The organism is Acinetobacter higginsii (genome assembly GCF_000369845.1).
GTDB classification, from domain to species: domain Bacteria; phylum Pseudomonadota; class Gammaproteobacteria; order Pseudomonadales; family Moraxellaceae; genus Acinetobacter; species Acinetobacter higginsii.
Genome location: NZ_KB850211.1, coordinates 774868 through 799837, shown reverse-complemented (window position 1 = coordinate 799837; position 24970 = coordinate 774868). Strand labels below are relative to the sequence as shown.

At 39.9% G+C, this 24970-nt stretch carries 24 protein-coding genes and 1 pseudogene; 13 read left to right on the top strand and 12 right to left on the bottom strand.

Annotated features, from left to right (window positions below; genetic code table 11):
• Nucleotides 1-234 precede the first annotated feature (234 nt).
• The 6 genes and pseudogenes from F885_RS16145 to argC form a co-directional block, all read right to left on the bottom strand.
• Nucleotides 235-597 (bottom strand): YnfA family protein, encoded by a 363-nt coding sequence (locus tag F885_RS16145; RefSeq protein ID WP_005313556.1) that lies wholly within the window; start codon nt 595-597, stop codon nt 235-237.
• Nucleotides 597-2882, bottom strand: coding sequence for an ATP-dependent Clp protease ATP-binding subunit ClpA (clpA, locus tag F885_RS16150; RefSeq protein WP_005313554.1), 2286 nt, complete (start codon nt 2880-2882; stop codon nt 597-599). Before clpA ends, F885_RS16145 begins: the two co-directional genes overlap by 1 nt.
• A 44-nt stretch (nt 2883-2926) precedes the next feature.
• Nucleotides 2927-3087: pseudogene (locus tag F885_RS21420) on the bottom strand (ATP-dependent Clp protease adaptor ClpS); the annotation flags it as partial.
• A gap of 508 nt (nt 3088-3595) precedes the next feature.
• Nucleotides 3596-4009 (bottom strand): ATP-dependent Clp protease adapter ClpS, encoded by a 414-nt coding sequence (clpS, locus tag F885_RS16155; protein WP_004806784.1) that lies wholly within the window; start codon nt 4007-4009, stop codon nt 3596-3598.
• A 21-nt stretch (nt 4010-4030) separates the two neighbouring features.
• Nucleotides 4031-4780: a DUF6776 family protein gene (locus F885_RS16160; RefSeq protein ID WP_004806783.1), complete on the bottom strand. Its 750-nt coding sequence runs from the start codon at nt 4778-4780 to the stop codon at nt 4031-4033.
• Between the two features lie 81 nt (nt 4781-4861).
• Entirely contained in the window at nt 4862-5911 is a 1050-nt protein-coding gene (gene argC / locus F885_RS16165) for an N-acetyl-gamma-glutamyl-phosphate reductase (RefSeq protein ID WP_005313551.1), read from the bottom strand.
• A gap of 274 nt (nt 5912-6185) precedes the next feature.
• Between argC and F885_RS16170 the strand changes: the two genes are divergently transcribed.
• The gene (locus F885_RS16170) at nt 6186-7706 is read left to right on the top strand and encodes a hypothetical protein (RefSeq protein WP_005313550.1); all 1521 of its coding nucleotides are present in this window, start codon (nt 6186-6188) and stop codon (nt 7704-7706) included.
• A 187-nt stretch (nt 7707-7893) separates the two neighbouring features.
• A complete protein-coding gene (locus F885_RS16175) occupies nt 7894-8505 on the top strand; it encodes a CDP-alcohol phosphatidyltransferase family protein (RefSeq protein ID WP_005313548.1) in 612 nt (203 codons plus the stop codon).
• Nucleotides 8506-8523: 18 nt separating this feature from the next.
• On the opposite strand, the gene F885_RS16180 is transcribed toward F885_RS16175, so the two are convergent.
• Both F885_RS16180 and rpiA read right to left on the bottom strand, forming a co-directional pair.
• Nucleotides 8524-9216 carry a M48 family metallopeptidase gene (locus F885_RS16180; RefSeq protein WP_005313546.1) on the bottom strand — a complete coding sequence of 231 codons (693 nt, stop codon included), beginning with the start codon at nt 9214-9216 and terminating at the stop codon, nt 8524-8526.
• The gene (rpiA, locus tag F885_RS16185; protein WP_005204053.1) at nt 9216-9887 is read right to left on the bottom strand and encodes a ribose-5-phosphate isomerase RpiA; all 672 of its coding nucleotides are present in this window, start codon (nt 9885-9887) and stop codon (nt 9216-9218) included. Before rpiA ends, F885_RS16180 begins: the two co-directional genes overlap by 1 nt.
• 98 nt (nt 9888-9985) lie before the next feature.
• Here rpiA and ilvA point away from each other — a divergent pair, with 98 nt between their 5' ends.
• The 3 genes from ilvA (at nt 9986) to F885_RS16200 (ending at nt 13676) form a co-directional block, all read left to right on the top strand.
• The gene (gene ilvA / locus F885_RS16190) at nt 9986-11530 is read left to right on the top strand and encodes a threonine ammonia-lyase, biosynthetic (RefSeq protein WP_171061068.1); all 1545 of its coding nucleotides are present in this window, start codon (nt 9986-9988) and stop codon (nt 11528-11530) included.
• Nucleotides 11531-11686: 156 nt separating this feature from the next.
• Nucleotides 11687-12337, top strand: coding sequence for a potassium channel family protein (locus F885_RS16195; RefSeq protein ID WP_005313544.1), 651 nt, complete (start codon nt 11687-11689; stop codon nt 12335-12337).
• Between the two features lies 1 nt (nt 12338).
• Nucleotides 12339-13676 (top strand): TrkH family potassium uptake protein, encoded by a 1338-nt coding sequence (locus F885_RS16200; RefSeq protein ID WP_005313541.1) that lies wholly within the window; start codon nt 12339-12341, stop codon nt 13674-13676.
• Here F885_RS16200 and F885_RS16205 read toward each other — a convergent pair.
• The 4 genes from F885_RS16205 to F885_RS16220 form a co-directional block, all read right to left on the bottom strand.
• The gene (locus tag F885_RS16205) at nt 13664-14191 is read right to left on the bottom strand and encodes a cysteine peptidase family C39 domain-containing protein (RefSeq protein ID WP_005313539.1); all 528 of its coding nucleotides are present in this window, start codon (nt 14189-14191) and stop codon (nt 13664-13666) included. The two genes, F885_RS16200 and F885_RS16205, sit on opposite strands and share 13 nt — an antisense overlap.
• The gene (locus tag F885_RS16210) at nt 14192-15361 is read right to left on the bottom strand and encodes a phospholipase A (RefSeq protein ID WP_005313536.1); all 1170 of its coding nucleotides are present in this window, start codon (nt 15359-15361) and stop codon (nt 14192-14194) included. It lies immediately after the preceding gene.
• Between the two features lie 23 nt (nt 15362-15384).
• On the bottom strand, nt 15385-18324 hold the full coding sequence (locus F885_RS16215) for an insulinase family protein (RefSeq protein ID WP_005313531.1): 2940 nt from the start codon (nt 18322-18324) through the stop codon (nt 15385-15387).
• A gap of 132 nt (nt 18325-18456) precedes the next feature.
• Nucleotides 18457-18759, bottom strand: coding sequence for a GNAT family N-acetyltransferase (locus F885_RS16220; RefSeq protein ID WP_081401662.1), 303 nt, complete (start codon nt 18757-18759; stop codon nt 18457-18459).
• A gap of 262 nt (nt 18760-19021) precedes the next feature.
• Here F885_RS16220 and F885_RS16225 point away from each other — a divergent pair, with 262 nt between their 5' ends.
• The 8 genes from F885_RS16225 (at nt 19022) to F885_RS16260 (ending at nt 24872) form a co-directional block, all read left to right on the top strand.
• Nucleotides 19022-20035: an adenosine kinase gene (locus F885_RS16225; protein ID WP_005313529.1), complete on the top strand. Its 1014-nt coding sequence runs from the start codon at nt 19022-19024 to the stop codon at nt 20033-20035.
• Between the two features lie 16 nt (nt 20036-20051).
• Nucleotides 20052-20357 carry a Rieske (2Fe-2S) protein gene (locus F885_RS16230; protein ID WP_017402009.1) on the top strand — a complete coding sequence of 102 codons (306 nt, stop codon included), beginning with the start codon at nt 20052-20054 and terminating at the stop codon, nt 20355-20357.
• 22 nt (nt 20358-20379) lie between these two features.
• Entirely contained in the window at nt 20380-20991 is a 612-nt protein-coding gene (locus F885_RS16235; protein ID WP_171068184.1) for an OB-fold-containig protein, read from the top strand.
• A 553-nt stretch (nt 20992-21544) separates the two neighbouring features.
• Complete coding sequence (cydP, locus tag F885_RS16240; protein ID WP_004806751.1) at nt 21545-21736, top strand: cytochrome oxidase putative small subunit CydP; 192 nt, start codon at nt 21545-21547, stop codon at nt 21734-21736.
• Nucleotides 21736-23313, top strand: coding sequence for a cytochrome ubiquinol oxidase subunit I (locus tag F885_RS16245; protein WP_005313523.1), 1578 nt, complete (start codon nt 21736-21738; stop codon nt 23311-23313). The genes cydP and F885_RS16245 overlap by 1 nt, the downstream gene beginning before the upstream one ends.
• Complete coding sequence (cydB, locus tag F885_RS16250) at nt 23310-24455, top strand: cytochrome d ubiquinol oxidase subunit II (RefSeq protein WP_005313521.1); 1146 nt, start codon at nt 23310-23312, stop codon at nt 24453-24455. The genes F885_RS16245 and cydB overlap by 4 nt, the downstream gene beginning before the upstream one ends.
• Nucleotides 24456-24469: 14 nt before the next feature.
• A complete protein-coding gene (gene cydX, locus F885_RS20520) occupies nt 24470-24571 on the top strand; it encodes a cytochrome bd-I oxidase subunit CydX (RefSeq protein ID WP_004653762.1) in 102 nt (33 codons plus the stop codon).
• A gap of 4 nt (nt 24572-24575) precedes the next feature.
• Nucleotides 24576-24872: a cyd operon YbgE family protein gene (locus F885_RS16260; RefSeq protein ID WP_005313518.1), complete on the top strand. Its 297-nt coding sequence runs from the start codon at nt 24576-24578 to the stop codon at nt 24870-24872.
• Nucleotides 24873-24970: the final 98 nt, after the last annotated feature.

Genomic DNA, 24970 nt, shown 5'->3' with positions numbered 1-24970 from the left:
TCCATGAACACACTCGATTGTAACAATGAAAATAAAAATCATTATCAATCGTAGCAGTATTCTGTCGGCCTGATTTTCATAACAGGCCGTAAAAGTAGCCTCTTTGTGCCTAAATTCAGGCTTATCATGGCTTCGCTTATTTAACTGGAATAATAAGCATAACCCAGTGTTTTTATGTTGCTTTTCTTTTCTTATTCAAAAAATTAAGCATGGTATATACCATGCTTAATGAAACTAACGAACTAAGCCCTGCGGCTGCAAAATGATTAAGCTAGCCCCACACAAAACCACAAGACCACCTAGAATATCCCAACGTGTCAGCATGACTTGATCGACATAACGCAGCCACAATAAAGCAGTAAAAATATAGATCCCACCATAAGCCGCATAAATACGACCCGATGCTGCAGGATGCAATGTCAGCAACCAAACAAAGACCGCTAAACTTAATGCGGTAGGAATCCACAACCAATGTGATTTTCCTTGATTCAAAATAAGATAAGGAAAATAACAACCTAGAATTTCAGCAATCGCTGTAACGAAAAATAACCCAAATACTTTAAGTACTTGGGTTATTGAGAAAGACAATTCAAACATTAAGCAGGTTCAGCACTCGGGTTAATATGATCTTCAAACACTTCCAATTTTAAGCCGACATCTTTGCCGTTCTCTGTTTTCACAGAAACTGCAACATTACCACCATGCTCAGCAAGCTCACCAAATAAAATCATCTCAGCAAGCGGCTTTTTCAAATGTTCTTGAATCAGACGTTGCATAGGGCGAGCACCCATGAGACGGTCATAACCATTAGCAGATAACCAGTCACGAGCACTTTGATCAACATCGAGTACCACTTGTTTCTCATCCAGCTGTGCTTGCAATTCGGTTAAGAATTTGTCTACCACTGAATCGATGATTGTCGTCGGAAGTGCTTTAAATTGAATCACACCATCCAAACGGTTACGGAATTCAGGTGAGAATGCGCGTTTCATTGCATCTTGGTTATCCGCACTGTGATCTTGCTCAGTGAAACCAATACTTGCACGAACAATACTTTCCGCACCGATATTGGTAGTAAGCACAATAATCACATTTCTGAAGTCAGATTTACGACCATTGTTGTCAGTCAAGGCACCATGATCCATCACTTGCAATAACAAGTTGAATACATCTGGATGGGCTTTTTCAATCTCATCCAACAGCAGTACACAATGTGGATTTTTATGGATCGCATCGGTCAGCAAACCACCTTGATCATATCCAACATAACCTGGAGGCGCACCAATCAAGCGAGAAACCGCATGACGCTCCATATACTCAGACATATCGAAACGAACCAACTCTACGCCTAGCAATTTAGCCAGTTGTTTAGTGACCTCGGTTTTACCCACACCTGTTGGACCAGCAAAGACAAAACTACCCACTGGTTTATCTGGTGCTTTTAAGCCTGCACGAGATAATTTGATCGCTGATGCAAGCGCTGTAATCGCCTCATCCTGACCGAATACCACACGTTTAAGATCACGTTCCAGATTCTCGAGTACAGACTTGTCATCTTTAGAAACTGTTTTTGGTGGAATACGGGCAATCTTGGAAACAATATCTTCAATATTCTCAACCGAAATCGTTGTACCATCCACTTCTGCTTTCAAGCGGCGTTGCGCGCCAGCCTCATCAATCACATCAATCGCTTTGTCTGGCAAGAAACGATCATTGATAAATTTAGCTGACAACTCAACAGCAGCAACCAATGCTTTATCATCATATTCAACATGATGGAAATCTTCGAACTTGTTTTTCAAGCCCCGTAAAATCTCAATTGTTTCATTGATACTTGGCTCATTCACATCAATTTTCTGGAAACGACGAGACAAGGCATGGTCTTTCTCGAATACCTGACGATATTCCTGAAAGGTCGTTGAACCAATGCAACGTAAGCTACCATTTGCCAATGCTGGTTTGATCAAATTCGATGCATCCATAGTACTGCCCATGCTTGAGCCTGCACCAATGATCATATGAATTTCATCAATGAATAAAATTGCATTTGGATTCTTTTTCAACGCATTCAACAATTGTTTTAAGCGCTTCTCAAAGTCACCACGATATTTAGTCCCTGCAACCAATGCACCGATGTCTAAGCTATAAACTTCAGCATTCGCAAGTGGTTTCGGTGCCTTGCCATTGACAATCAACCAAGCCAAGCCTTCCGCAATCGAGGTTTTACCTACACCCGGATCACCGACGAGCAACGGATTATTTTTACGGCGACGACATAAAATTTGTGCTGCACGCTCAATTTCTTTTTCACGACCAATTAAAGGATCGGTTTTACCCTTTTGTGCTTCGACATTTAAGTTCAACGTATATTGTTCAAGTGGTCCAGCATTTGCTGAAGCCGCACTTTCACCTTCAATATCTTCCACTTCTTCTTCAACCTGAATCTCATCTTTACGTGTGCCATGAGATAGGTATTGAGTCAAAGTTAAACGGTTAATTTGATGACGTTTAAGTAAATAAACCGCGAACGAATCTCGTTCTGAATACATCGCAACTAAAACGTCTGCACCTTCAACCGTACGGTCACCACCGCTTGATTGAACATGGAAAATTGCACGTTGCAAAATTCGATCAAAGCTCTCAGTTGGATGAGGGGCCTGTTCACTATTATCACCAAGTTTTGGGGTATGTTGCTCTACATATTCCTCTAATTCTTTACGCAAGGTAACGATGTCCGCACCACATGCTTTTAATGCATTTACGGCGGAGTCGTTATCAAGCAAGGCAAGCAACAAATGTTCAACTGTCAGAAACTCATGTCTCTTTTGACGAGCCATGCTAACAGCCAAACGTAACGATACTTCTAATTGACGACTGAGCATGTAACCCCCTTATATCTTGGGCTCTATCAAAAAAAGAAAATCTTTTAATGAAAAAGCGAATTATTGACTTGATCCGCTGAGCTTCTGTAATCGTGATTGGATATACGTCTACAAGTCTCTTTGCTTCATAATCTACTGTTAGCATTAGTTGACTATCTTGGTCAAGATTCAAAACAAAGTATTGTTGTAAAAATTCAATTACAAAGAGAATAAGACTTATCTAATCGTTCAAAAAGACAGCGAATTTGTTATTCATTTATGAAACAATATTAAACCTATGAAAAAATTATAATACTGCATGATCTTGCTTAAAGCCTAACAAATCATTCATAAGTTTAATATATTGATACTCAGTATATTGTTTCATGTTTTTAGCACAAAACAAGATATGCATTCATTCATCGATTCGAACAGCTTTACTTTGATGCTTTTAGCAACACTTACACCATTTCACTCATAATGTACGAGTCATACAATGGCGCAAGGTCTTGCGCATGAGGAATGAAATTCCGCAAGAGTGTTGCTTTTCTTAACTCTTTCACTCACAGCATAGCTGTTCGCCGAATAGATTCTCCTCATCTTAACGCTGTTACTCGCAACATAGTTGCTCGTCTTGCGCATGAGGAATATATTCCGCAAGAGCGTTGCTTTTCTTAACGCCTTCACTCACAGCATAGCTGTTCGACTTGCGCAGCTAAAAAGCGTTGCTTTTCTTAACGCTGCTCAGGTTCGATTTGGCATAACAAAGGATGACCTTGAGCTCTGGCATAGTTATTCACCTGATTTGCTTTTGTTTCAGCAATATCTCGTGGATAAATACCCGCAGTGCCTTTACCTTCATAATGAACTGTTAACATCACCTGACTGGCCTGATCGAAGTCCAACCCAAAATAACTTTGTAGAACTTCAATGACAAAATCCATCGGCGTGTAATCATCGTTCATTAAAACAACTGCATATAACGGCGGTCGTTTTAATTCTGGAGGGGCTGTTTGTACAACCACCTCACCCTCATGATCCTCTTGCGAATCACTTAAACGTGGATTCAAGTGCCAATCGACAAACCCAGATTGATGAAAAGAATTTTTCACTTCACTTAAATTCATTTGACGTTTATATCTTCGCATATTGAGTTCTTAATCTAAAATTTATTGAGCATTTGCTTCAGCTTGAGGTATTTCCGACACGAAAGCAGAACCTGCATCAACCGGTTTACCTCTTTGCCAACTAAAGCGTTTAATTACAGGTGTACCAGCGCCTGTTAAACGCACTTCAATGAATTGAGGCGTAAACCCTTTGGGCATTGTCCAACGCCCCGTTAGGCGCTCAAAATCATCGAAATTGAAGTTTTTATCTTCTAAAGGCACAACTAAGATTTCAGTATCTTTAATTAAGCGCAACTCAACCGAACCAGAAGCACGGCGTTTATTTGGGCTTACTTGAACAAGATCAATCTGATATTCAAAGGCATTTTCCGGTAAAGATTTAATTGCCATATTTTGAATGGTTAAGCTTACACCACCACGTTGTCTCAAAATATCACGATAAATCGCATTCATCCCTTCAAATTGGGTCTTATCCGCATTGGCTTGATTCACTGCTTTGAATAAGTCATCTGCATTACCCACAGCCATATCACGCTCTTGAACAGCAGCATTCAAACTCTTGCTGACCGAATCCAATGCAGTCTTTTGTTTCTGAACCACATCTACCAATTGCTCAGCATCTGCATCATAACCAACCACAGTTAAACCTTGACGGTGGCCGACAGTATAGCCAAGCAAAAAACTGCTACCGATAAGAACAGTAGCACCAATAATCAAAGGTAAATTCGTTTTTAAGAATTTATTTTTTTCAACGGAACTGTCTGGTGAAGTAGTCGGTTCAACGTTTTCCATCATCATCTCTATCGTTATGATCTGCATCAAAGCACACATTAAAATCGAAATTTAAATGTGTGTGAAGTAAAAAAGCGTTTTTTATGGTAATAAACCAATACCTTCCAAGCCTGCAGCCTCATCAAAACCAAACATTAAGTTCATATTTTGAATCGCCTGACCTGCAGCGCCTTTGACTAGGTTGTCTTGAGCAACCAAGATAATCAATTTATTGGCTTGTGGGCGGTAGAGTGCAATTCTAAGCTCGTTCGCACCGCGAACACTACGTGTTTCTGGAGAACTATTTGTAGGCATGACATCAACAAAGCGTTCATCTTTATAGAAATCTTCGTAAAGTGCTTGTAAGTCAAGTTGCTGACCTTGTTCGGTTAAGTCAACATAAATCGTACTCAACATGCCACGAATCATTGGTACTAGATGCGGCACAAAAATAAGCTGATCAAACTGCCCTTTTTGTCCTGAAATATTTTCCAGCGCTTCAACAATCTCGGGATGATGACGATGTCCAGCAACACCATAGGCTTTAAAATTATCAGCGTTTTCACTGTAAATCATACCTAGGCTTGCTTTACGACCCGCCCCAGACACCCCTGACTTTGCATCCACAATAATACTTTGTGTTTGAATCAGTTGGTCTGGATTTTTAAGTAATGGAGCTAAGCCTAATTGTACCGTGGTTGGATAACAACCTGGATTACCAATGACTTGTGCTTGCTTGATCTTCTCACGATTTAACTCAGTTAAACCATAAACAGAATCTTTTAAGATGGTAGGACAACTGTGTTGCATACCATACCATTTTTCAAACTGAACCAAATCCTGCAAGCGAAAATCAGCAGCAAGATCAATGACTTTTGTACCTGTAGCAATCAATTTTTCAGCATGTTGCATCGCTACACCATGTGGCGTTGCAAAAAATACAACATCACATTGTGCTAATTGATCTAAATCCAGATCTGAAAACTCGAGTGTTGTATGCCCGCGTAAACTTGGGAACATATCTGCAACACGCTTTCCTGCTTCTGTACGAGAAGTGAGAATACGAACCTGAACTTGTGAATGTCTTAATAAAAGACGTAATAGCTCAACCCCAGTGTATCCAGTTCCACCAACAATACCAACAGAAATCACGCGTGACACCTCAAGCTTTCATTTAGATAAATAGTATGGCAGTTTGACCCATTTTACACAATCTTCAAGTACCTAACTTTTAACAAAATAAAAGTACTGTCAATCTTGATTAAACACTCAAAAGTTTATGAGAGAATACAAATAAACTCATTATATTTGGATTGATTCTACCATTGGTCAAGAAATACTATTGAATCATTTCACTATTCGAATAGAATAAAAAAATTGCGGTAATAATAAATTTCATGGATGCAAAATTTTTTGGAGAGCTGGAATGCCTTCTTTGATGTCAAAACAAAGACTACATCATCATATTTGCTTAGGGCTTAGTACACTTCTACTTAGTTCGGCATTAGTTGGTTGTGGAAGTGGTGAAAGTAAAGCGAAAGTAGAAACCACAACCACTGTATCAGAACCAAAACCGAAGAGTTTCAATGTCAAAGCAGCAGTTGAAATGCGTGACATAGTCGTTAGAATTTATGATAATTTTGACAATACCTTGATCTTCGAACAATCAGTAAGCACAACAACTGATCTAAATATTACACTACCGCGAATTTTGAATAGAAACCATCTCTATCGTATTGAACTCGCTACTACCCCCAACTCACTCATCTACGACTTTCAAAGTGGCCAATATCAAAAAGTCTCTATGATTTTACGTAGTTTGGTTGAAGTAAATATAGCAAATCTCACACAAGCTATTTACATTAACCCAAGTTCAGAAGCAATTTATCAACGTGCTCTAATACGTTCAGGGGTATTACCTACAGACACAAATAGCACCCCAACCGATATTACTGCTCTACAATTAAAACTTGCAACAAGCGATGTAAATACTGCATTAACGGATGCTTTCAATCAGTTAGATATTAGCAATCTGAATCCAAATAGCTTATTTAGTGTCTTTTCTCCACCAAGCATTTCGTTACAATCTAGCCTATATACAAATACCTATCTCAGTTTTGGTCTTCTACAACAATGGTCAAACACTTACCCAAATAATAGTTTTGCTGAATTTACTCAAAATTTAGCGGTTGATTTAAGAGATGGTTATCTCGATACAAAAAAAATTCGTGGTGATCAAAGTACTCTAACATCTTTAGTAAAGACAACTCCTGATAATATTGACCCCGCTAAAAATACATTAGTAGATATTACTACGAATCAAAAAAATGCTAAGGACGCATTTGCCGCATCACTCAAACAGGCTACACTCCAACTTGCTGACCATTACCAGCAAGCATCTATAAACCCACAAGGCTATGCTTTATTAAAGCAAAAAGCATATGCTGGAGAAAATCCTGTCATTAACTCTAATACGATTTTCCGTATCATTGGTGCTGGTGATTATCGACGTGCAGTTGGTTTTTCCGATACAACAGAGAGTTGTAATGGTTCTCTATACCCATGCAAACAAGGTATTACGGGTATCAACATTGTGAATGCAAGCTTACCTTCCATTGAATATTTAATCGGTCATTACAAAGATTCAAATAGTAATTGCCAACTCAATGTCCGTGCCGATGGTTGGCTAGAATTAATAAAAGATGGACAAACTTTTAGCTCAAAATTGGATAGCGATAGTACTGATAATTTATTACAGATAGATAAGTCCAATTTTGAATACTTATTAAATAGTAGCTCAACTGAACCAAACAATAGCACACTGCAATATAACTTTATTCAAGTCAAAATAAAGGCAAACCAGGTAGTAAGTGCAAGTGCTGGCTTAGACAGTCGCAAAGCACCTGATCAGTTACAGACCACTCAATTACAGTGCAATTTCTCATAGTTCAAGCTAAATTAAAACATTGATGTTTAGCCAAAGCGTTAATGTCCAAATCCAAAATAATCTTGTCGACTCCAATAAAACAACAGCTTTAATTAAGCTGTTGTTTTATTTAAAATCTGTTATTTCAATCTTAGCTTTCTTCTTCGGCTGATATACTACACTAATAAACTCATCGATATTATTTTTAATGCCTCTTAAGTATCAAATCCCTACACTTCTTGTTTATTCCAGATTGCTACTCGGCTTTCTAATTGTGGTAGTAACAATATTACGGCCTAGCTTTTATCCTCTTTATACCGTCGTATTTTTAACACTCGGACTAATGAGTGATATCTTTGATGGCATCATTGCAAGACATTTAGGCGTATCCGATGAGAAATTGCGTCGCTTAGACTCCAATATTGATCAAATCTTCTTTATTTGTGCCATCGCATCAATTTACTTACAACAATCTGTTTTTTTTAAACAATACATTTGGCCGATTCTGGTTCTAATTTTATTTGAAGTGGCGATTTATATGGTTAGCTTTATTAAGTTCCGTAAAGAAGTGGCCACCCACAGTCTTGGTGCAAAAATTTGGACCTTATTTCTCTTTGCCTTATTGGTACAAGTGACACTTACAGACCAAAGTCAAATTTTATTCTGGATTGTTTTCTGGCTAGGTCTTCTGACACGCGCTGAAATCATTGCCATTATTTTGGTACTCAAACAATGGCAAAATGATGTACCTAGCCTAAAACAGGCTATACGTATTCGGAAAGGTTTAACTGTTCGGAACAATCGCTTTTTTAATGGTTAAGACAAAACGTATATTCTATTATTTTTTATAGTACCAACTCGGCAATTGCGTCTGTTTCAATTGCTTTCGATGCTCAAGATAATTGGCATCGTGCTTTTCCACTTCACTCCAAAATGCAGCACTATGATCAAAGTGTTTGGTATGCACCAACTCATGTACACAAACTGATCGCACAATCTGTTCTGGCATCAACACCAATGCAGCATTCAACATGATGTCATGTTTGGAGTTGCAACTGCCCCAGCGTGTTTTGGGCTTTCGAATACTACATTGCTGGTACGATAGACTGATCTGCTGACTCACTTGAGCTAAATATTCAGGTAAAAACCGCTTTGCATAAGCCATGACAGCGGCTTGTAAAGCTTGTTCAGACTGTTCATGCCGAATCAGTAATTGCTGTTGCTCGAAATCAAACTTAAAAATATGTCGTTGCTGTTGTTGAATAATCTTAAAAGGCTGCACATGGTGAAACAATGTCAACGATTCAGGAAATATCGTAATTTGATTAAATTGCTGTTGTTGTTTAGCCCAAGTCTCGATCAACCATTGTTCAGACTGATGCAGAAACTGCTGAATCTGTCGTTTGCTACAAAACAAAGGAACTGTGAGGCGAATACCTGTTGGCTCAACACGCAAGCGCAAATTTCTTGCCCTTGCATGTCGAACAACTTTAATTTCAGGTAACAGCGTTTCTAATGAAACTGATGGCATTATTGTGCTGTGCGCTCTTCGATACCACTGTCAGTTGCAACAACAGCAATGGTTGCCGCATTTAATGCAAAGATACCATTGGTTACAACACCGGGAATATCATTAATGGTCTTTTCCAACTCAATCGCATTTAGAATATTCAGATTAAATACGTCTAAAATCACGTTCCCATTATCGGTTACAACACCTTCGCGATAAACAGGATCACCACCTAGCGCAACAATTTTACGAGCCACTGCAGAACGTGCCATTGGAATCACTTCAATAGGAAGTGGGAAATCACGTCCTAATTGCTCTACCCATTTTGAGTCATCTACGATACATACAAATTTCTTTGCAATTGATGCCACAATTTTTTCACGGGTTAATGCTGCACCACCACCTTTGATCATATGCATATGACGGTCAATTTCATCAGCACCATCCACATAAGCATCTAAACCACCGACAGAATTCATATCGACCACTTCAATACCTAGTTTTTTTAGGCGTTCAGCTGTTGCAGTTGAACTTGCCACTGCCGCTTCTAATTGCAATTCAGGCAATAAATCAATTAAAAAATTAACGGTACTTCCTGTTCCTACGCCCAAAATGCCGCCTTTAGGCAAATGTTTCAAAGCTGCTTTGGCCGCAGCTTGTTTTTTTTCATCTTGGGTTGCATATAGACTCATGACTTCACTCAACTATTTTGACATTTGCTTTAAGAAAACAGCGCAAATGCACAGGGGTTTGCTACAATGATTGCCTATTTTAAACTGTTATAGGGAAGATGAACATGCTGTCTCGTGTGGTACGACAAATTTTACAAGCAACGGTTTATGATGTTGCGATTGAAACACCGCTTGAAGCAGCTCCACGAATTAGTCAGAAAATTAATAATAACATTCGATTTAAACGTGAAGATTTACAGCCTGTATTCTCTTTCAAGCTACGCGGTGCTTACAACCGAATTAGCCAATTACCAAAAGATCAGCTTGATCGTGGTGTTATTTGTGCATCTGCAGGTAATCATGCTCAGGGTGTCGCTCTATCAGGAAAAAAATTAGGGATTCATGCCATCATTGTCATGCCAAGCACTACACCTGACATTAAGGTTCAGGCAGTTAAGCGTTTAGGTGGCCAAGTTGTGTTACATGGCGACAGTTTTGATGTTGCAAATAAATATGCCAAACAGCGTGCTGAAGATGAAGGCTTGGTTTTTATTCCACCTTATGATGATGAACTGGTGATTGCGGGACAAGGAACCATTGCCAATGAGTTATTGCGTCAATGGCGTGATGTAGAATACGTTTTTGTTGCTGTCGGCGGTGGTGGTTTAATCGCTGGGGTTGCAGCCTACTTAGGTGAAGTTGCACCACATGTCAGAATCATTGGTGTTGAATACGAAGAATCCGCGTGCTTAAAAGCTGCACTTGAAACCAATGAACGTGTGATTTTACCTCATGTTGGTCTATTTGCTGATGGTACGGCTGTTGCACAAATCGGTGAGTTACCTTTCGACATTATTCGTCTTCGTAAATCAGATAATTCAGGTCCAATCGTAGAACCAGATATAGTCACTGTAGATACAGATGAAATTTGTGCTGCAATCAAAGACACTTATGACGAGAATCGTAGTATTGTTGAACCTTCTGGCGCAATGGCCTTGGCTGGGATCAAAAAATATGTCGCAGAGCACCAACTGACTGGCAAAAATATGGTCTCAATTGTTTGTGGTGCTAACATGAACTTTGACCGTTTACGCTATATTGCAGAACGCACTGAGTTGGGTGAACGTCGTGAAGCGATCTACGCGGTAACAATTCCTGAGCAAAAAGGTGCATTTCTGCATTTTTGCCGTGCTCTACAAGGTCGTAACATCACTGAGTTTAACTACCGTGCCAGTGATAGTAATCTCGCTCAAGTCTTTGTCGGAATCAGCCTCAAAGGTGGTGAAACCGAGCGTCATGAAATTCATGAGATGTTGAAACAACAATATGAAGTGGATGACCTGTCTGATGATGAGGTTGCGAAACTGCATATTCGTTATTTGATTGGTGGTCATGCCAATATCGAACATGAGCGTTTATTCCGTGTTGAGTTTCCAGAACGTCCAGGCGCTCTGTTAACCTTCTTAGAACGTTTAGGCCCAACCCACAACATTACCTTATTCCATTACCGTAACCATGGCGCTGCGGAGGGTCGTGTACTGGTTGGCCTACAAGCAACTGATGCGAAGCAAAATCCAGATGGCTTAGTCGAAACTTTAGAGAAAATTACTTATCCGTATGCCGAAATCACCGATAATACGGGCTATCGTCGTTTTCTTAAATAAGCTTTCCAAAACTATAAAGCCGACCTAGTGTCGGCTTTATTTTTATTCGATGTTTTGCTTATAAATGTGTAGCGCAAACAAAATCATTACAAATAGAAAGTTATTCCATCTTAAAATGAATAAAAAGACATTTTTATCATTTAGTTAAGGACAGTTATGGCACAGTTTGCAGTCATTGGTTTAGGTAGTTTTGGGGCAACTGTTGCATTAGAGCTGACTAAACTGAATCATGATGTCATTGGTATTGATACTTTTAAACGCAATGTTGAAAGTCTTGCTGATCGTATTACCCATGCCGTGATTGCCGATGCCACCGACGAGCACGTCCTAGAAGAGCTGAATATCCAAAATTGCGATGCTGTCGTTGTTGCCATTGGTGAAGATATTGAAGCCAGTATTCTCTGTGTTTTAAATCTCAAGAATCTTGGTGTTGAGAAAATTCTGGTCAAGGCTAAAACCAAAGCACATCACACCATTCTTTCTCATTTAAATGTCAGTAAGATTATCCATCCTGAAGAAGATATGGGTGTTCGAGTTGCTCAGGCATTAAATTACCCAATGGTAAGCCGTTATATGGCGCTTGATCACGATCATTACATTGTCAAAGTTCCTGTGCATGAAAAGCTCAACAACGTAAATTTATCTGGCATTTTAAAACAAGAACCGCATATCAAACTTTTATTGTTAAAACGAGATCAAGAAATTCTCTATGAAACAGACGGCAACTTCACTTTAAAAACAGGTGATGTCCTCATTCTAGAAGGTTTACTCAGTCATCTCCGAAAACTTTCAGGATGTTTCGCATAATATGGCATTCAAAATAAACTCCCAGAAAATTTTCAACCTCAGCCCACCGTCTTTACTCGCGATTGGGTTTCTTAGTTTTATTATTATTGGCACGATATTACTAAAAATGCCGATTGCAAATAAAGGCAATGTGAGCTGGATGGATGCCTTGTTTACAGCAACTTCGGCTGTGACCATTACAGGTTTATCAGTCGTAAACCTAAATGATTCATTCAATCATCTTGGGCAGTTTATTATCCTTTTGTTGATTCAATCGGGTGGTTTAGGTTTTATGACCTTCGCTATATTGGCAGCCTTAAGCCTTGCTCCGAAACTGGGGCTAAAACAACAAATGATGGCGCAAGACAGTTTAGGTCAAACCAGCCTTTCTAAAGTCACCTTCGTTGCCAAAGGCGTAGTACTGTATACCCTGTTCTTTGAGTTGATTGGCGTCATTATTCTGACAGCCTCCTTTGCTCCAATGTATGGTTTTGATCGCGGCCTTTATTATGCTGTTTTCTATAGTGTCTCAGCTTTTAATAATGCAGGTTTTTCCCTGTTTGATAACAGTCTGATTAACTTTCAAAGCCACTATCTGATTTGTCTCACCATCAGTATGTTATATACCTTAGGCGGGATTGGCTTCTTGGTTCTGATTGATGTTAAACAAAATAAACGCTGGAGCAAGTTGACCCCGAACAGCAAATTGATCCTCAGTACCATCGCAATTTTAAACCTTGTCGCTTTTGTACTGATCTGGCTTTTAGAGTCCAACAATCCACTCACCCTAGGTTCAATGAGTTTAGGTGAACAAGCCATGAATGCATGGTTTCAAGCAACTGTGCCACGGTCTTCAGGATTTAACACCATTGATACAGGTTCAATGGAACATAGTACGGCTTTATTGACTATGTTATTGATGTTTATTGGTGGTGGTTCACTTAGTACGGCTGGCGGTATTAAGGTCGGTACTTTTGTAATTTTATTGCTCTGTGTGATTTCCTTTCTACGCCGTAATGAAGAAATTCGGATTTTTAACCATTCAGTTTCACAAGAAACAACTTATAAAGCACTTGCAGTTACTGCCATTACAGGCATGCTCGTTTTTGTAGGGTGCTTTATTGTTTTCCTGCTTGAACCAAAATTAGATGTGCTCGATCTGATGTTTGAAGTGGTCTCTGCCGCATGTACTGTAGGACTGTCACGAGGTGCAACGGGTCAGTTGCATGATGGTAGTTTGTTTGTGCTGAGTTTGCTGATGTTTACGGGACGATTGGGACCTTTAACACTGGCCTATTTAATTGCGACTCCAAAGAAGAGCCGCTTAAAACACGCCAATGCCAATATTCAGATAGGATAATGATCAACAGGCTGTTGAATCACAATCACTTGTCGACAAATTTCATCGCTTTGACGTTGTTGTTCAAACACTGTTTTAGACATCACGTCAAAATGATCACAAAAACTAATTTCGTGTTCATCGATTGAATAAATCAAGGACTGGTTCCCCATACCTTCTAATGTGTCATAAAACACAATCACGAAGTGGCCTTGTTCAAAAGCTTGCTGAATCTCTGAATAAGTTAAAGCAGCCTGAACCGGAATCTGAAGACGCTGCGCATCAAGATAACTTTGCTTTTCCTTTTCATCGATATTAGGGTCAGGCGCCGTATAGAACGATACCTCAAACCCTAATTTTTTCAGTGCCACAGCCAAAGCAATAGTGAATGTCCCGTCTTCTCGATCATGGCCAGACAAACAAATCAGGTCAGCAATATCAATATGGGTATGATATTGCTTCACGATTAACCAGAGTGCAAAGACACCACAATTCGCTTCAAGCTGCAATAAGGACTCTGGAATATTTAAACTCATTTAGTACCAGTTCATTAAAGATACACCCAAGCCGACATAGGTTGCTCGGTGGTTATAATCAATCAAGCTCTCGCCATAGCCATCAAATATTTGAAAATGACCGCGTAATTTATCTTTAATTGGGAAAGCCCAGTCAAACTGAACCGCACCATGTGAACGATCACCACCTTTTAATGAATGGCGTAACATCAAAGAAAAATCATTATTGCCCTTACGGTAAAATGCGGTTAAATCGCCACGACCGATATAATCCTTAATATCAGGGTTATTATCATCTTTGGCATCTTCTTCAACACGGTACCAAGGACGCAGCATCAGTGCGAAGTTGTCTTTTTCAAAACCAAGATTAAAAATCACACGGTTCCAACTACGCGATAACGGATCTGAACGACCATTGGATTGGTGGTTTAAAGTCACCCCAAGCAAACGTGCATTTAGACCTAAAATTTCATAATTGGTTCTAAACATCAAACTTGCTTCAGGCTCATAATTGGTCTCACGGAATGGTCTTGATTCCTCTGAGTTATAAACTTGCCAACGTGAAGATTGCGTGTAACCCAACCAGAGATCACCATTATTACCAAATATATTTTCCCAAGCTTTGGTCTTAAACGAAAGCTGGAACTTTGCTTCACTCGAGGTCAACTCTTGCTTATCTTTGACTGTATTTTCAGGGTTCGGACTGCTTGGAAATTCATTTTTATCACTGGTCCAGAACACTGGTAACAGATAAACTGGTTGATAAGCACGAATATTCCATACCCCCAATTTACTTTCTTCTGACAATTCCCAACGGCGATCGAGTAATGAAACATTTGGATCAAATTTTGGTGCAGCGCCTAATATATGCAAGTCACTGACCTTTTGAACCACCTTATCTTTCAAAGACTCTGGTTTGGCTGGTTCACTCGATTCAGCCACAGGCATAGCGGCTGCAACCATAGGTGCGGCATCGGTCTGAACTTGTGTTGGAATAATGGTCGGCGCTTTAAAAAGGCTGTCATAACAAGCCAGACGCTCAGCATTTGCGGCCAAGGCCACACAGGCATCAACGGTTGCAGGACTTGCCGGTGCTGTCGCTTCAGCATGTGACAACGATGTCGCTAAAGAGCCAAGTATCGCAAGGATACTCAGCTCCAAATGACTACGTTCAAAAGATTTGAACGCCATAGATTTCTCCGATTTTTATTTTACTAATTAACTTGCTGGATATTAAATCCAAGTTTCTGCAATTCTTCACGTTTCGCAAATGGCGCAACCACCGCTTTCACTGGTTTTTGAGCCAATAGATATTGCTTCGCAACACGCTGTAAATCCTCTAAGTTCACGTTAAGTAAACGCTCACGTAAGATTTTACGGAATTTTGGCGTACGTGCATGCAACAAGGCATAACATGCGGTAATTGCTTCCCCAGCCGGTGAGCCTGGTTTATCCATACCAGCCACTAAACCTAGAATTGCTTCTTCGAGTTGATGCGGTTGTTGTTCGGTATTAAGTAACCATTGCACACTGGCTTCAAAATCATTAAACGTTTCCGCTAGACGTGGATCACGATAGCTATAGAAACGGAATGAGCACGCATTGCCATCATAACTTGCACCACCACCATATGCACCGCCTTTTTCGCGAATGGCACTATGCAAGAAACCATTACGTAAATAAGCTGCCAATACCATCAAAGGTGCTGCATCAGGGTGTGCGACATCAACTGCTTGATAAGCAGATGAACAGAACTGAACATTCGCTTGAATTAACCATGCTTCATCATCTGAAGTATTGACCTGTTCTACTTGCGTTAAAGTGACAGGTGTTTTATCAACAACCAACTTATCCCAAACGTTTTGAACTTCTTCAACTAAACGATCAGATTGATGTTCTTCACATACCAACAAGAATTGTTTAGGTGCTTGCAGCAACTTACGATGAATCGACTGTAATTCAGTAATCAATGCTTGATAAGCGCTATCATCTTGATCAATTTTCGCAACCAAGTCACTGAGCCAGTTTAATGCGCCTAAACCCGTATTGTGATAATCACGGCGAGCAAGTGCGCTCATTTGACGTGAGGCAGCTTGCATTGCATAACTATGACCAGAGCCAGATAAACGTGATTGCCAGCGAGTTTTGCGTTGCTGCAATAACTCGATGATACGGTCTTTCTCATCAAAACGGAGTTGCTCAAATGCCAATTTTAATAATTGAATTGCATCTAGTTTTTGCGTCAGTGATTTTGTCGTCAGCGTGAGCCATGCACTAATACGGTCTTTGTCATCGACCTTGCTGCGCAATGATGCCCCCATACCTAAACCACCACTTACTGCGGTTTGGATTTGCTGGAATTCCAAATAATCGTACTCACCCGCACCAACTTCTCCCATTAGAATTGAGAGTAAATTGAAGTATGGAGATTGCACGATTTCATCAGGAATCTGAATCAATACTTGTTGGTAATAAATACCATTGGTTCCTGCATGATATAAATTCAACGGCGTATCTAAGCCATTGCAAATAATTTCACGTAGTTGACCTTGCACAATTTGCAATTCAGCAGGTACATCTTCTAAACCAACTTTTGGTAACAATTCAAGATCATCTGGTGTGTCTTGGCGTTGCTTTAATGCAGCCGTTTTTTCTTGGATTTCAACTTTCTGCGCATCCGTCAGATGAGCTGTAATCTCAGCCAAACGTGCTTGTTCAGCCTGTTGCTCTTTCACTGATTTCGTTGCATCAGGTACTAAAGTCATTTGTACACGGTGCGGATTATCCAACAAGTGGGTTTGAATCAAGTTTGATAACCACATCGGGTCTTTTAACTCTTCTTTCACTTGTTCAATCGCAGAGTCTACATCCCAGACATGAACTGGATCGCTATGATGAATCGCACTACCTAGCCCATTCAAAATCAGACTGAGACCATACGGTGTTCCATCACCATTGATTTCACGTTGATGTAATTCAATTTGATGAAGAATGGCATCAACAAAATCAGTATCTACTGGCTTAGAAGCAACCTCTTTCAGAATATCGAGAATGCCATTTTTAAATGTTTCTGCATGTTCAGCATTAGAGCCTTGAACTCCACAATAGAAGGTCATTTCAAAGTTGCTGTCATCAACTCCCATTAAAGGACCTGTTGATTGTGCATAACCACAAGTTTCTAAGTAATGGCGTAAAGGTGAAGCAGAATTTTCTAATAGAATTCCCTCAACCAAACGCATACCTAGACGTAATTTAGTATCACTGGTTTCAGGTAACAACCACGACATAACATGGTAAGTCTTGTCTTTCAGATCCTCACTGTCAACCGCATAGCTTTCAGTCACTTCTACAGGTGCAGTTAAACGCTTCTCAGGTTTTGAATATAAAGTTGTCCCTTGAGAAAACTTATGTAGAGCTAATTTCTCAAATTGCTCTTGCAGGTCATACGCACTTTGATTGCCAAAGGTCATGAACACGGCATTACTTGGGTGATAGTGAATTTTATAGAAATCCACCAACTGCTCATAGCTTAGGTCTGGAATATCTTTAGGATCGCCACCAGAGTTGTAGTGATAGGTCGTTTCTGGGAATAAATGATGTGCAAGCTGATGATATAGCTGATCTGAAGGAGAGCTCATCGCTCCTTTCATTTCATTAAATACCACACCTTTATAAACGGCTTGATCATTTTCCAGCTCAATACGAATACCTTCTTGCGCAAAATCCAAAGGATTTAAATTCGCGGCAAAAGCCGCATCTAAATACACAGACAATAAGTTTTGAAAGTCTTTTTTGTTCTGTGTTGCAAAAGGATACGCTGTCCAATCCGCTGCTGTGAATGCATTCATAAATGTGTTCAATGAACGGCGGATCATCAAAAAGAACGGATCACGTACAGGGAACTTTTCAGAACCACAGAGTGCCGTATGCTCTAAAATATGTGCAGCACCTTTGGAATCCATCGGCTGCGTTCTAAATGCCGCCAAGAACACATTTTCGTCATGCGTTGTGGCTAAATGGTAGTGAACTGCACCAGTCACTTTGTGCTTATATTCTGAAACTTGAATATCGAGTGCTTCTACATGGTGTTGACGTAATAGCTGAAACGCGGGATGTGTGGTTTGAGTAATGCTTTCAGTAACATCTACAGTCATGTGATCTCCAATTTATCTCTATTAAATTCATTACAATTGATTATAGAGAGTCTACCGAAGAATACGTATCGATATCCATGTAAATTACTCTATTTTTGTAGAAAAATGCAGCGCCTAATCCAAAACAGCGTTTCATAAAATCTTGTAAAAATTGTGATGTGCTGACACGATAGATTGATATCCCCGACTTTGATAGAAGTGAGCCGCTTGTGCTGTATCAGTAAATAAATCAAGCCGCTCAAAATAAGTCTTTGCGTATTGTTCAATATGCATCAATAAATAACTACCTATTTTTTTATCACGATAATCTGGATGGATATAGAAACGACGTAAACGCCCAACTCTCTTCGATTCGGCAAAAGGATCTTGATTCACTCCACCTATGGCAATCAAAGTATCATGTTGATCATACACAACAAAAAGTGCTTCTCCGATCCGATCAAAACAATTGGTACCTGATTGAAAATCTTGTTTTTATCTATTTAAGAAGCGGAAGCCCTCACATTCTGAATATTGGATCAAAACATCTATTTGTGCAGGCAATTCCAGACTTCTTTCAATTCTAAAGTGGTCTGGCCTCATCTTCTTTCCTTCATTCACTGTGAGCCTATACTTTGCTGAATTTTCTTCAACAAACTACTGTAATCCGTAGCATTCGTGTAAACTTTGCTTTTTGATTTTTACTGTGATGACAAACATGGCAACTGTTGATCTTTTTGCAATTGGTAATGCACTCATTGACCAAGAATTTAAGGTTTCAAATGAGTTTCTAACGCAACAGGGATTGCCAAAAGGCACAATGCATTTAGCCGATGGTGAAACACAGGCAAATTTATATCAAAAATTACAAGATACTCAAAGCTACAAGGGCCAAGCGAGTGGTGGTTCAGCAGCGAATACAACCGTTGCATTTAGTGCCTTAGGTGGTACTGCATTTTATGGCTGTCGTGTGGGTAATGATGAACTCGGTCGCATTTATCTCGATGGCTTAAACGAAGCTGGCATTACAACCACAACACAATCAATCAGTGAAGGTGTTACAGGTACGTGTATGGTTCTGATCAGCCCAGATTCAGAACGTACCATGCAAACCTATCTTGGGATTACCGCTGAATTATCCGACGAACAAATCGACTTTGAACCACTTAAAACCGCAAAATGGCTGTATATCGAAGGTTACTTATCAACCAGCGATACCGCACGTGTTGCAGTTAAGCAGGCACGTGAACTGGCTAAAGCACACGGCGTTAAAATTGCATTATCACTCTCCGATCCTGCAATGGTGCAATATGCACGTCAAGGTTTGGTCGAACTCTTAGATGATGGTGTAGATCTGTTATTCTGTAATGAGCAAGAAGCGCTCATGTTTACCGAAACAGACAATCTTGATGCGGCAATTGAAAGCCTAAAATTAAAAAATCAACATATTGTGATTACACAAGGCGCTAAAGGTGCTGTGATTGTTGATCAAGTACACCATTTCCATGTCAATGGTCGTGCAGTTGAAGCCATAGATACCAATGGTGCTGGCGATGCATTCTCTGGTGCATTTTTATATGCAATCAATGCTGGTTTAAGCTTGGAAGCTGCAGCACAACTTGCTATTTTGATCTCAAGTGAAGTGGTTGCTCAATATGGACCACGTTTAAGCGTGGACAATTACGCTAAACTCTTTGAACAATTCCAAAAAGCTCAACAGGAATGTGCATAACATGGAAAAGATTTGCATGACTGAAGAAGTCCCTGAGCGTGAGTCTCGTGCATACGACACCATGAAAGGGACCACGATTTTTATTACTCAAAAAGATGGCAGCTTCTATGCCTATCAAAATGTTTGCCCACACTTGCAAACTGAACTTGAGTATTTAGAAAATCAGTTCTTGGACCAAGATAAAGAATATATTCAATGTTCTACTCATGGTGCACTGTTTTCAGTCGAAACAGGTGAATGTATTTCAGGCCCATGTCTAGGTGAATTCCTTGAGAAAGTAAATTTGGAAGTCCACTCAGATGGTGGTATCTATATTGATTAAGCCCTAGATCATGAATTCTGCGATGACTGAGTTTTTCCTCAATTACTATCTGATGCCATTTCATATGAGTGTCGTGGCTTTAATTGTGCTCAGCATTGCAGAAACCATCGGGATTGTTATTGGCTTACGACCGAGTCAATTGGTTCAAAAGCTCACCCCAGATTGGTTACTGAATTCACCTCTACTCGACGTGAAATTTTCTAAATACCTGATCTTTGTTTTTTTACTGATTAATTTTAGTTTTGCAGGCTATTTTCTGGAACTCTCGTTCTTTGCTTTGCAGCACTACTTCATTTCACCTTACTATTTATTTGTTCCAGCATTGATCATCGATATTTTCTTTACCGTATTTATGATTCATTGCCTAGATCAGGTGATCAAACCCAAAGTCACTCATACCCATACCAATTTGGTTGGCCGTTTAGCCACAATCTCAACTGGAAATGCACACCCTGGTTTCTCAGCTCAGGCGCGTGTACGTGATGAATTCGGACAACTCTATTATGTACAAGTTGAACCTGAGTACGGTGAATTGGAATTACAGTCCCAAGTGTTGTTAATTAGCCAAAAATCAAACTCACACTATCTCGCGAAAAAAATATCTCTCTCAAATAACTTATTCGCACCAGACTGATTTTTGTCTCAAAATTGCGATTGAGTAGAGAAAAACAGTAATTTTTACATTTTATTACAAATATATCCTGCAAAAGTTTTGAATTTAGCTCTTCCCTTCTTGTTGTTTTCATGATCTCACTGGCACAAAAAATACAACAGTGATACCTATCACATTTTTTAGAATAATCTCTACCTATACACTAGGTTTTGTAGAGACTTCATTGTAAGAATTATTTAATTATGTAATTAAAACGATAAGTCACTGTATATATTATTAATTTTATATTCATACCATTTTAGTTGGTTTAATATTTATTTAATTCAATATAAACCCTATCTTTTTAATCAGATTTAAAAATATAAATACAACCGTTTTGATCAGATTTAAAAAACAATCCATATTATTTTAGTTGGTTAAAATAATTATTTTAAATATTTTAACAAAAACAACACATCAGATTGATTTAAAACAATTATTTAATTTTAAATTATTTAAAATATCTAAAGGTTTATTTTCAATGAATTTTATTTAATAATGTTTTACATCTTCTTTAAATATGAGGCTAGGTTCTATGAACACGAGTTCTCAAGATCCAAATCGGCGACTCATCAGAGAAATCACGATTATTCTTATTATTAAAGTTGTACTTCTCTTGGTGATTAAACACATCTGGTTTGATGCGCCAACGATTCCAAAAGATTTTAACAATGAAGTTGCCGAGCGTATTGCTGGTGACATGTCCAAAACTCAGGAGACACGTTGATGATTTCTGAAAGCGTGGTCGATCTTTCGCGGTTCCAATTTGCAATGACCGCAATGTATCACTTTCTTTTCGTCCCTCTAACTTTAGGTCTGGCTTTTATTCTTGCCATCATGGAAACCACCTATGTGATTTCAGGCAAAGAAATTTATAAAGATATGACCAAATTCTGGGGGAAACTCTTCGGGATTAACTTTGCCTTAGGCGTAACCACTGGTCTGACTATGGAATTCCAGTTCGGTACCAACTGGGCTTATTATTCTCACTATGTAGGCGATATTTTCGGGGCACCGCTTGCAATTGAAGGCCTAATGGCTTTCTTCCTTGAATCTACCTTTATTGGTTTATTCTTCTTTGGCTGGGATCGCCTCTCTAAAGTACAGCACTTAGGTGTGACTTGGTTAGTAGCGATTGGCTCGAATATGTCTGCCTTATGGATTCTCATCGCCAACGGTTGGATGCAAAACCCTGTCGGTGCTGCATTTAACTATGAAACCATGCGTATGGAACTGGTGGACTTTGGTGCGCTGATATTTAACCCTGTGGCACAAGTAAAATTTGTACACACAGTTTCTGCAGGTTATGTCACTGGTGCAATCTTTGTACTTGCCATCTCAAGCTATTACTTATTAAAGAAACGTGATTTACCTTTTGCGCGTCGCTCATTCGCCATCGCTGCAATCTTCGGTTTAGCATCAACGTTATCTGTGATTCTTCTTGGTGATGAATCAGGTTATGAGTTGGGTGATGTTCAAAAAACCAAACTTGCTGCGATCGAAGCAGAATGGCATACCGAACCTGCACCTGCTGCATTCACCTTATTTGGTCTTCCAAATCAGCAGGAAATGCGTACCGACTATGCAATTAAGATTCCTTATGTGATGGGGATTATTGCAACACGTTCTACCGATAAAGAAGTGACTGGTTTACGTGACTTGATGAAAGAACATGAAGTGCGTATCCGTAACGGTATGGTGGCCTACAGCGAGTTAGAAAAGCTTCGTGCGGGTGACCGTTCTCCAGATTTATTGGCTTCATTTGAGAAAAATCAAAAAGACTTAGGTTATGGTCTGTTATTGAAAAAATATTCTCCAAATGTGGTTGATGCGACTGAAGCTCATATCCAAGCTGCGACTAAAGATACCATTCCAAACGTAGCGGCACTGTTCTTCTCTTTCCGTGCCATGGTTGCTTCTGGCTTCCTCATGCTGTTGTTATTCCTGCTCGCGACTTGGGCTGTAGCAAAACGTAATGCCGAAGATAAACCTTGGTTACTCAAATTTGCTTTGTTTGCTCTCCCTCTCCCATGGATTGCAGCTCAAACAGGTTGGTATGTAGCTGAAGGTGGTCGTCAACCCTGGTCGATTGGTGAAATTTTACCAACACACCTCTCTGCATCAAGCGTCAGCGCTGGTGATGTGTGGGGCTCGATTATTGCGCTTGCAGCGTTCTATACCGTACTGCTCATTATTGAAATGTACTTAATGATCAAATTTGCTCGTTTAGGACCAAGTTCTTTGCATACTGGTAAATATCATTTTGAAAAACTAGAAGCAAAAACTGGGGAGGCTCAATCATGATCGAATATGAACTCCTAAAAATTATTTGGTGGGTGCTCGTTGGTGTACTACTGATTGGCTTTGCACTTACCGATGGTTTCGATATGGGCTCAATGGCACTGATGCCATTTGTAGGTAAAACCGACTCTGAACGCCGTGCTGCAATCAACACTATTGCGCCACACTGGGATGGGAACCAAGTCTGGTTTATTACCGCAGGTGGTGCACTGTTTGCTGCTTGGCCAATGGTCTATGCGGTAGCCTTTTCTGGCATGTATTGGGCCTTACTACTGGTGCTATTTGCCCTGTTCCTGCGACCCGTCGGGTTCGACTATCGCTCTAAATTAGAGAATACCCAATGGCGTACCTCTTGGGACTGGGGCCTATGTATCGGTGGTGCCGTTCCTGCACTGGTGTTTGGTGTGGCATTCGGTAACTTGTTCTTAGGTGTACCATTTAGCCTAGATGACACTTTACGTTCGCAATATACAGGTAGCTTCTTTGCGCTATTGAATCCGTTTGCACTGATTTGCGGTATTGTCAGCCTATCAATGCTATGTGCGCATGGTGGTGCTTGGCTGATGTTACGCACCGATGGCAATTTGCATAACCGCTCTGCCAAAGCAACACAAATCATGGCAATCGTGTTCCTTGTGTGCTTCTTGGCTGCGGGTGCATGGTTATTATTTGGCAATATCTCAGGTTATAGCTATGCAACTGCGATCAACACCAATGCTGCGCTGAATCCGCTTGCGAAAGATGTGGTGACCAATGCCAATCATGGTTGGTTAAACAACTATGCAACGTATCCGATCACCATGGCTGCACCTATTGCTGCCATCCTCGGTGCATTATTGGTGATTGTCAGTGCAGCGAAACATAAAGCGGCTATGAGTTTTACGGGTACAAGCCTGATGATTGTCGGTGCGATTCTTACTGCTGGTTTTGCCCTGTTCCCATTCTTATTACCATCAAGTATTGATCCAACTTCAAGCTTGACCATGTGGGATGCCGTTTCTAGTCATAAAACCCTTGGTGTAATGACTGTTGCTGCATGTATCTTCGTTCCTCTCATTTTGATCTATACCTCTTGGTCGTATTACAAAATGTGGGGTGTTATCACCAACAAACATATCGAAGAAAATTCACATAGTTTGTATTAATCAGGAGATATGACATGTGGTATTTTGCATGGATTCTAGGTGTCTTGATGGCATGTTTCGCAGGTGTACTCAGTGCGCTGTATATCGAACATCATCAAGATTTAGATGAGGAATAATAGAATGGCGGAAGCAATGACAACACCGAAGAATAGTAAAGCGCAAATACTTGCAATGACCATTTCGTTTTTGTTGGCATTGCCGCTTGCTGCTATTTTACTGGTTCATCCATCGCTGATGTTGGATGCTAACGGACATTATAATCATAGCTTGCTTATGTTGGTGATGATTGGGATTTCTGGTGGCTTTGTACATGGGGTTGGATTTATACCAAGGTTCTGGTTATGGAAATGGTTATTTAGTCCTTATATCGCTTGGCCATTAATGGTGTTGGGCTATTTTATTTGGATTGGAAATTAACCCCTTACACCGACCATAAAAAAAAGCTGCCCGTTAATCTGGCAGCTTTTTTTATTTACGAGACACTCAAAGCTAAAAAATTTGATCAAGCTTAAATT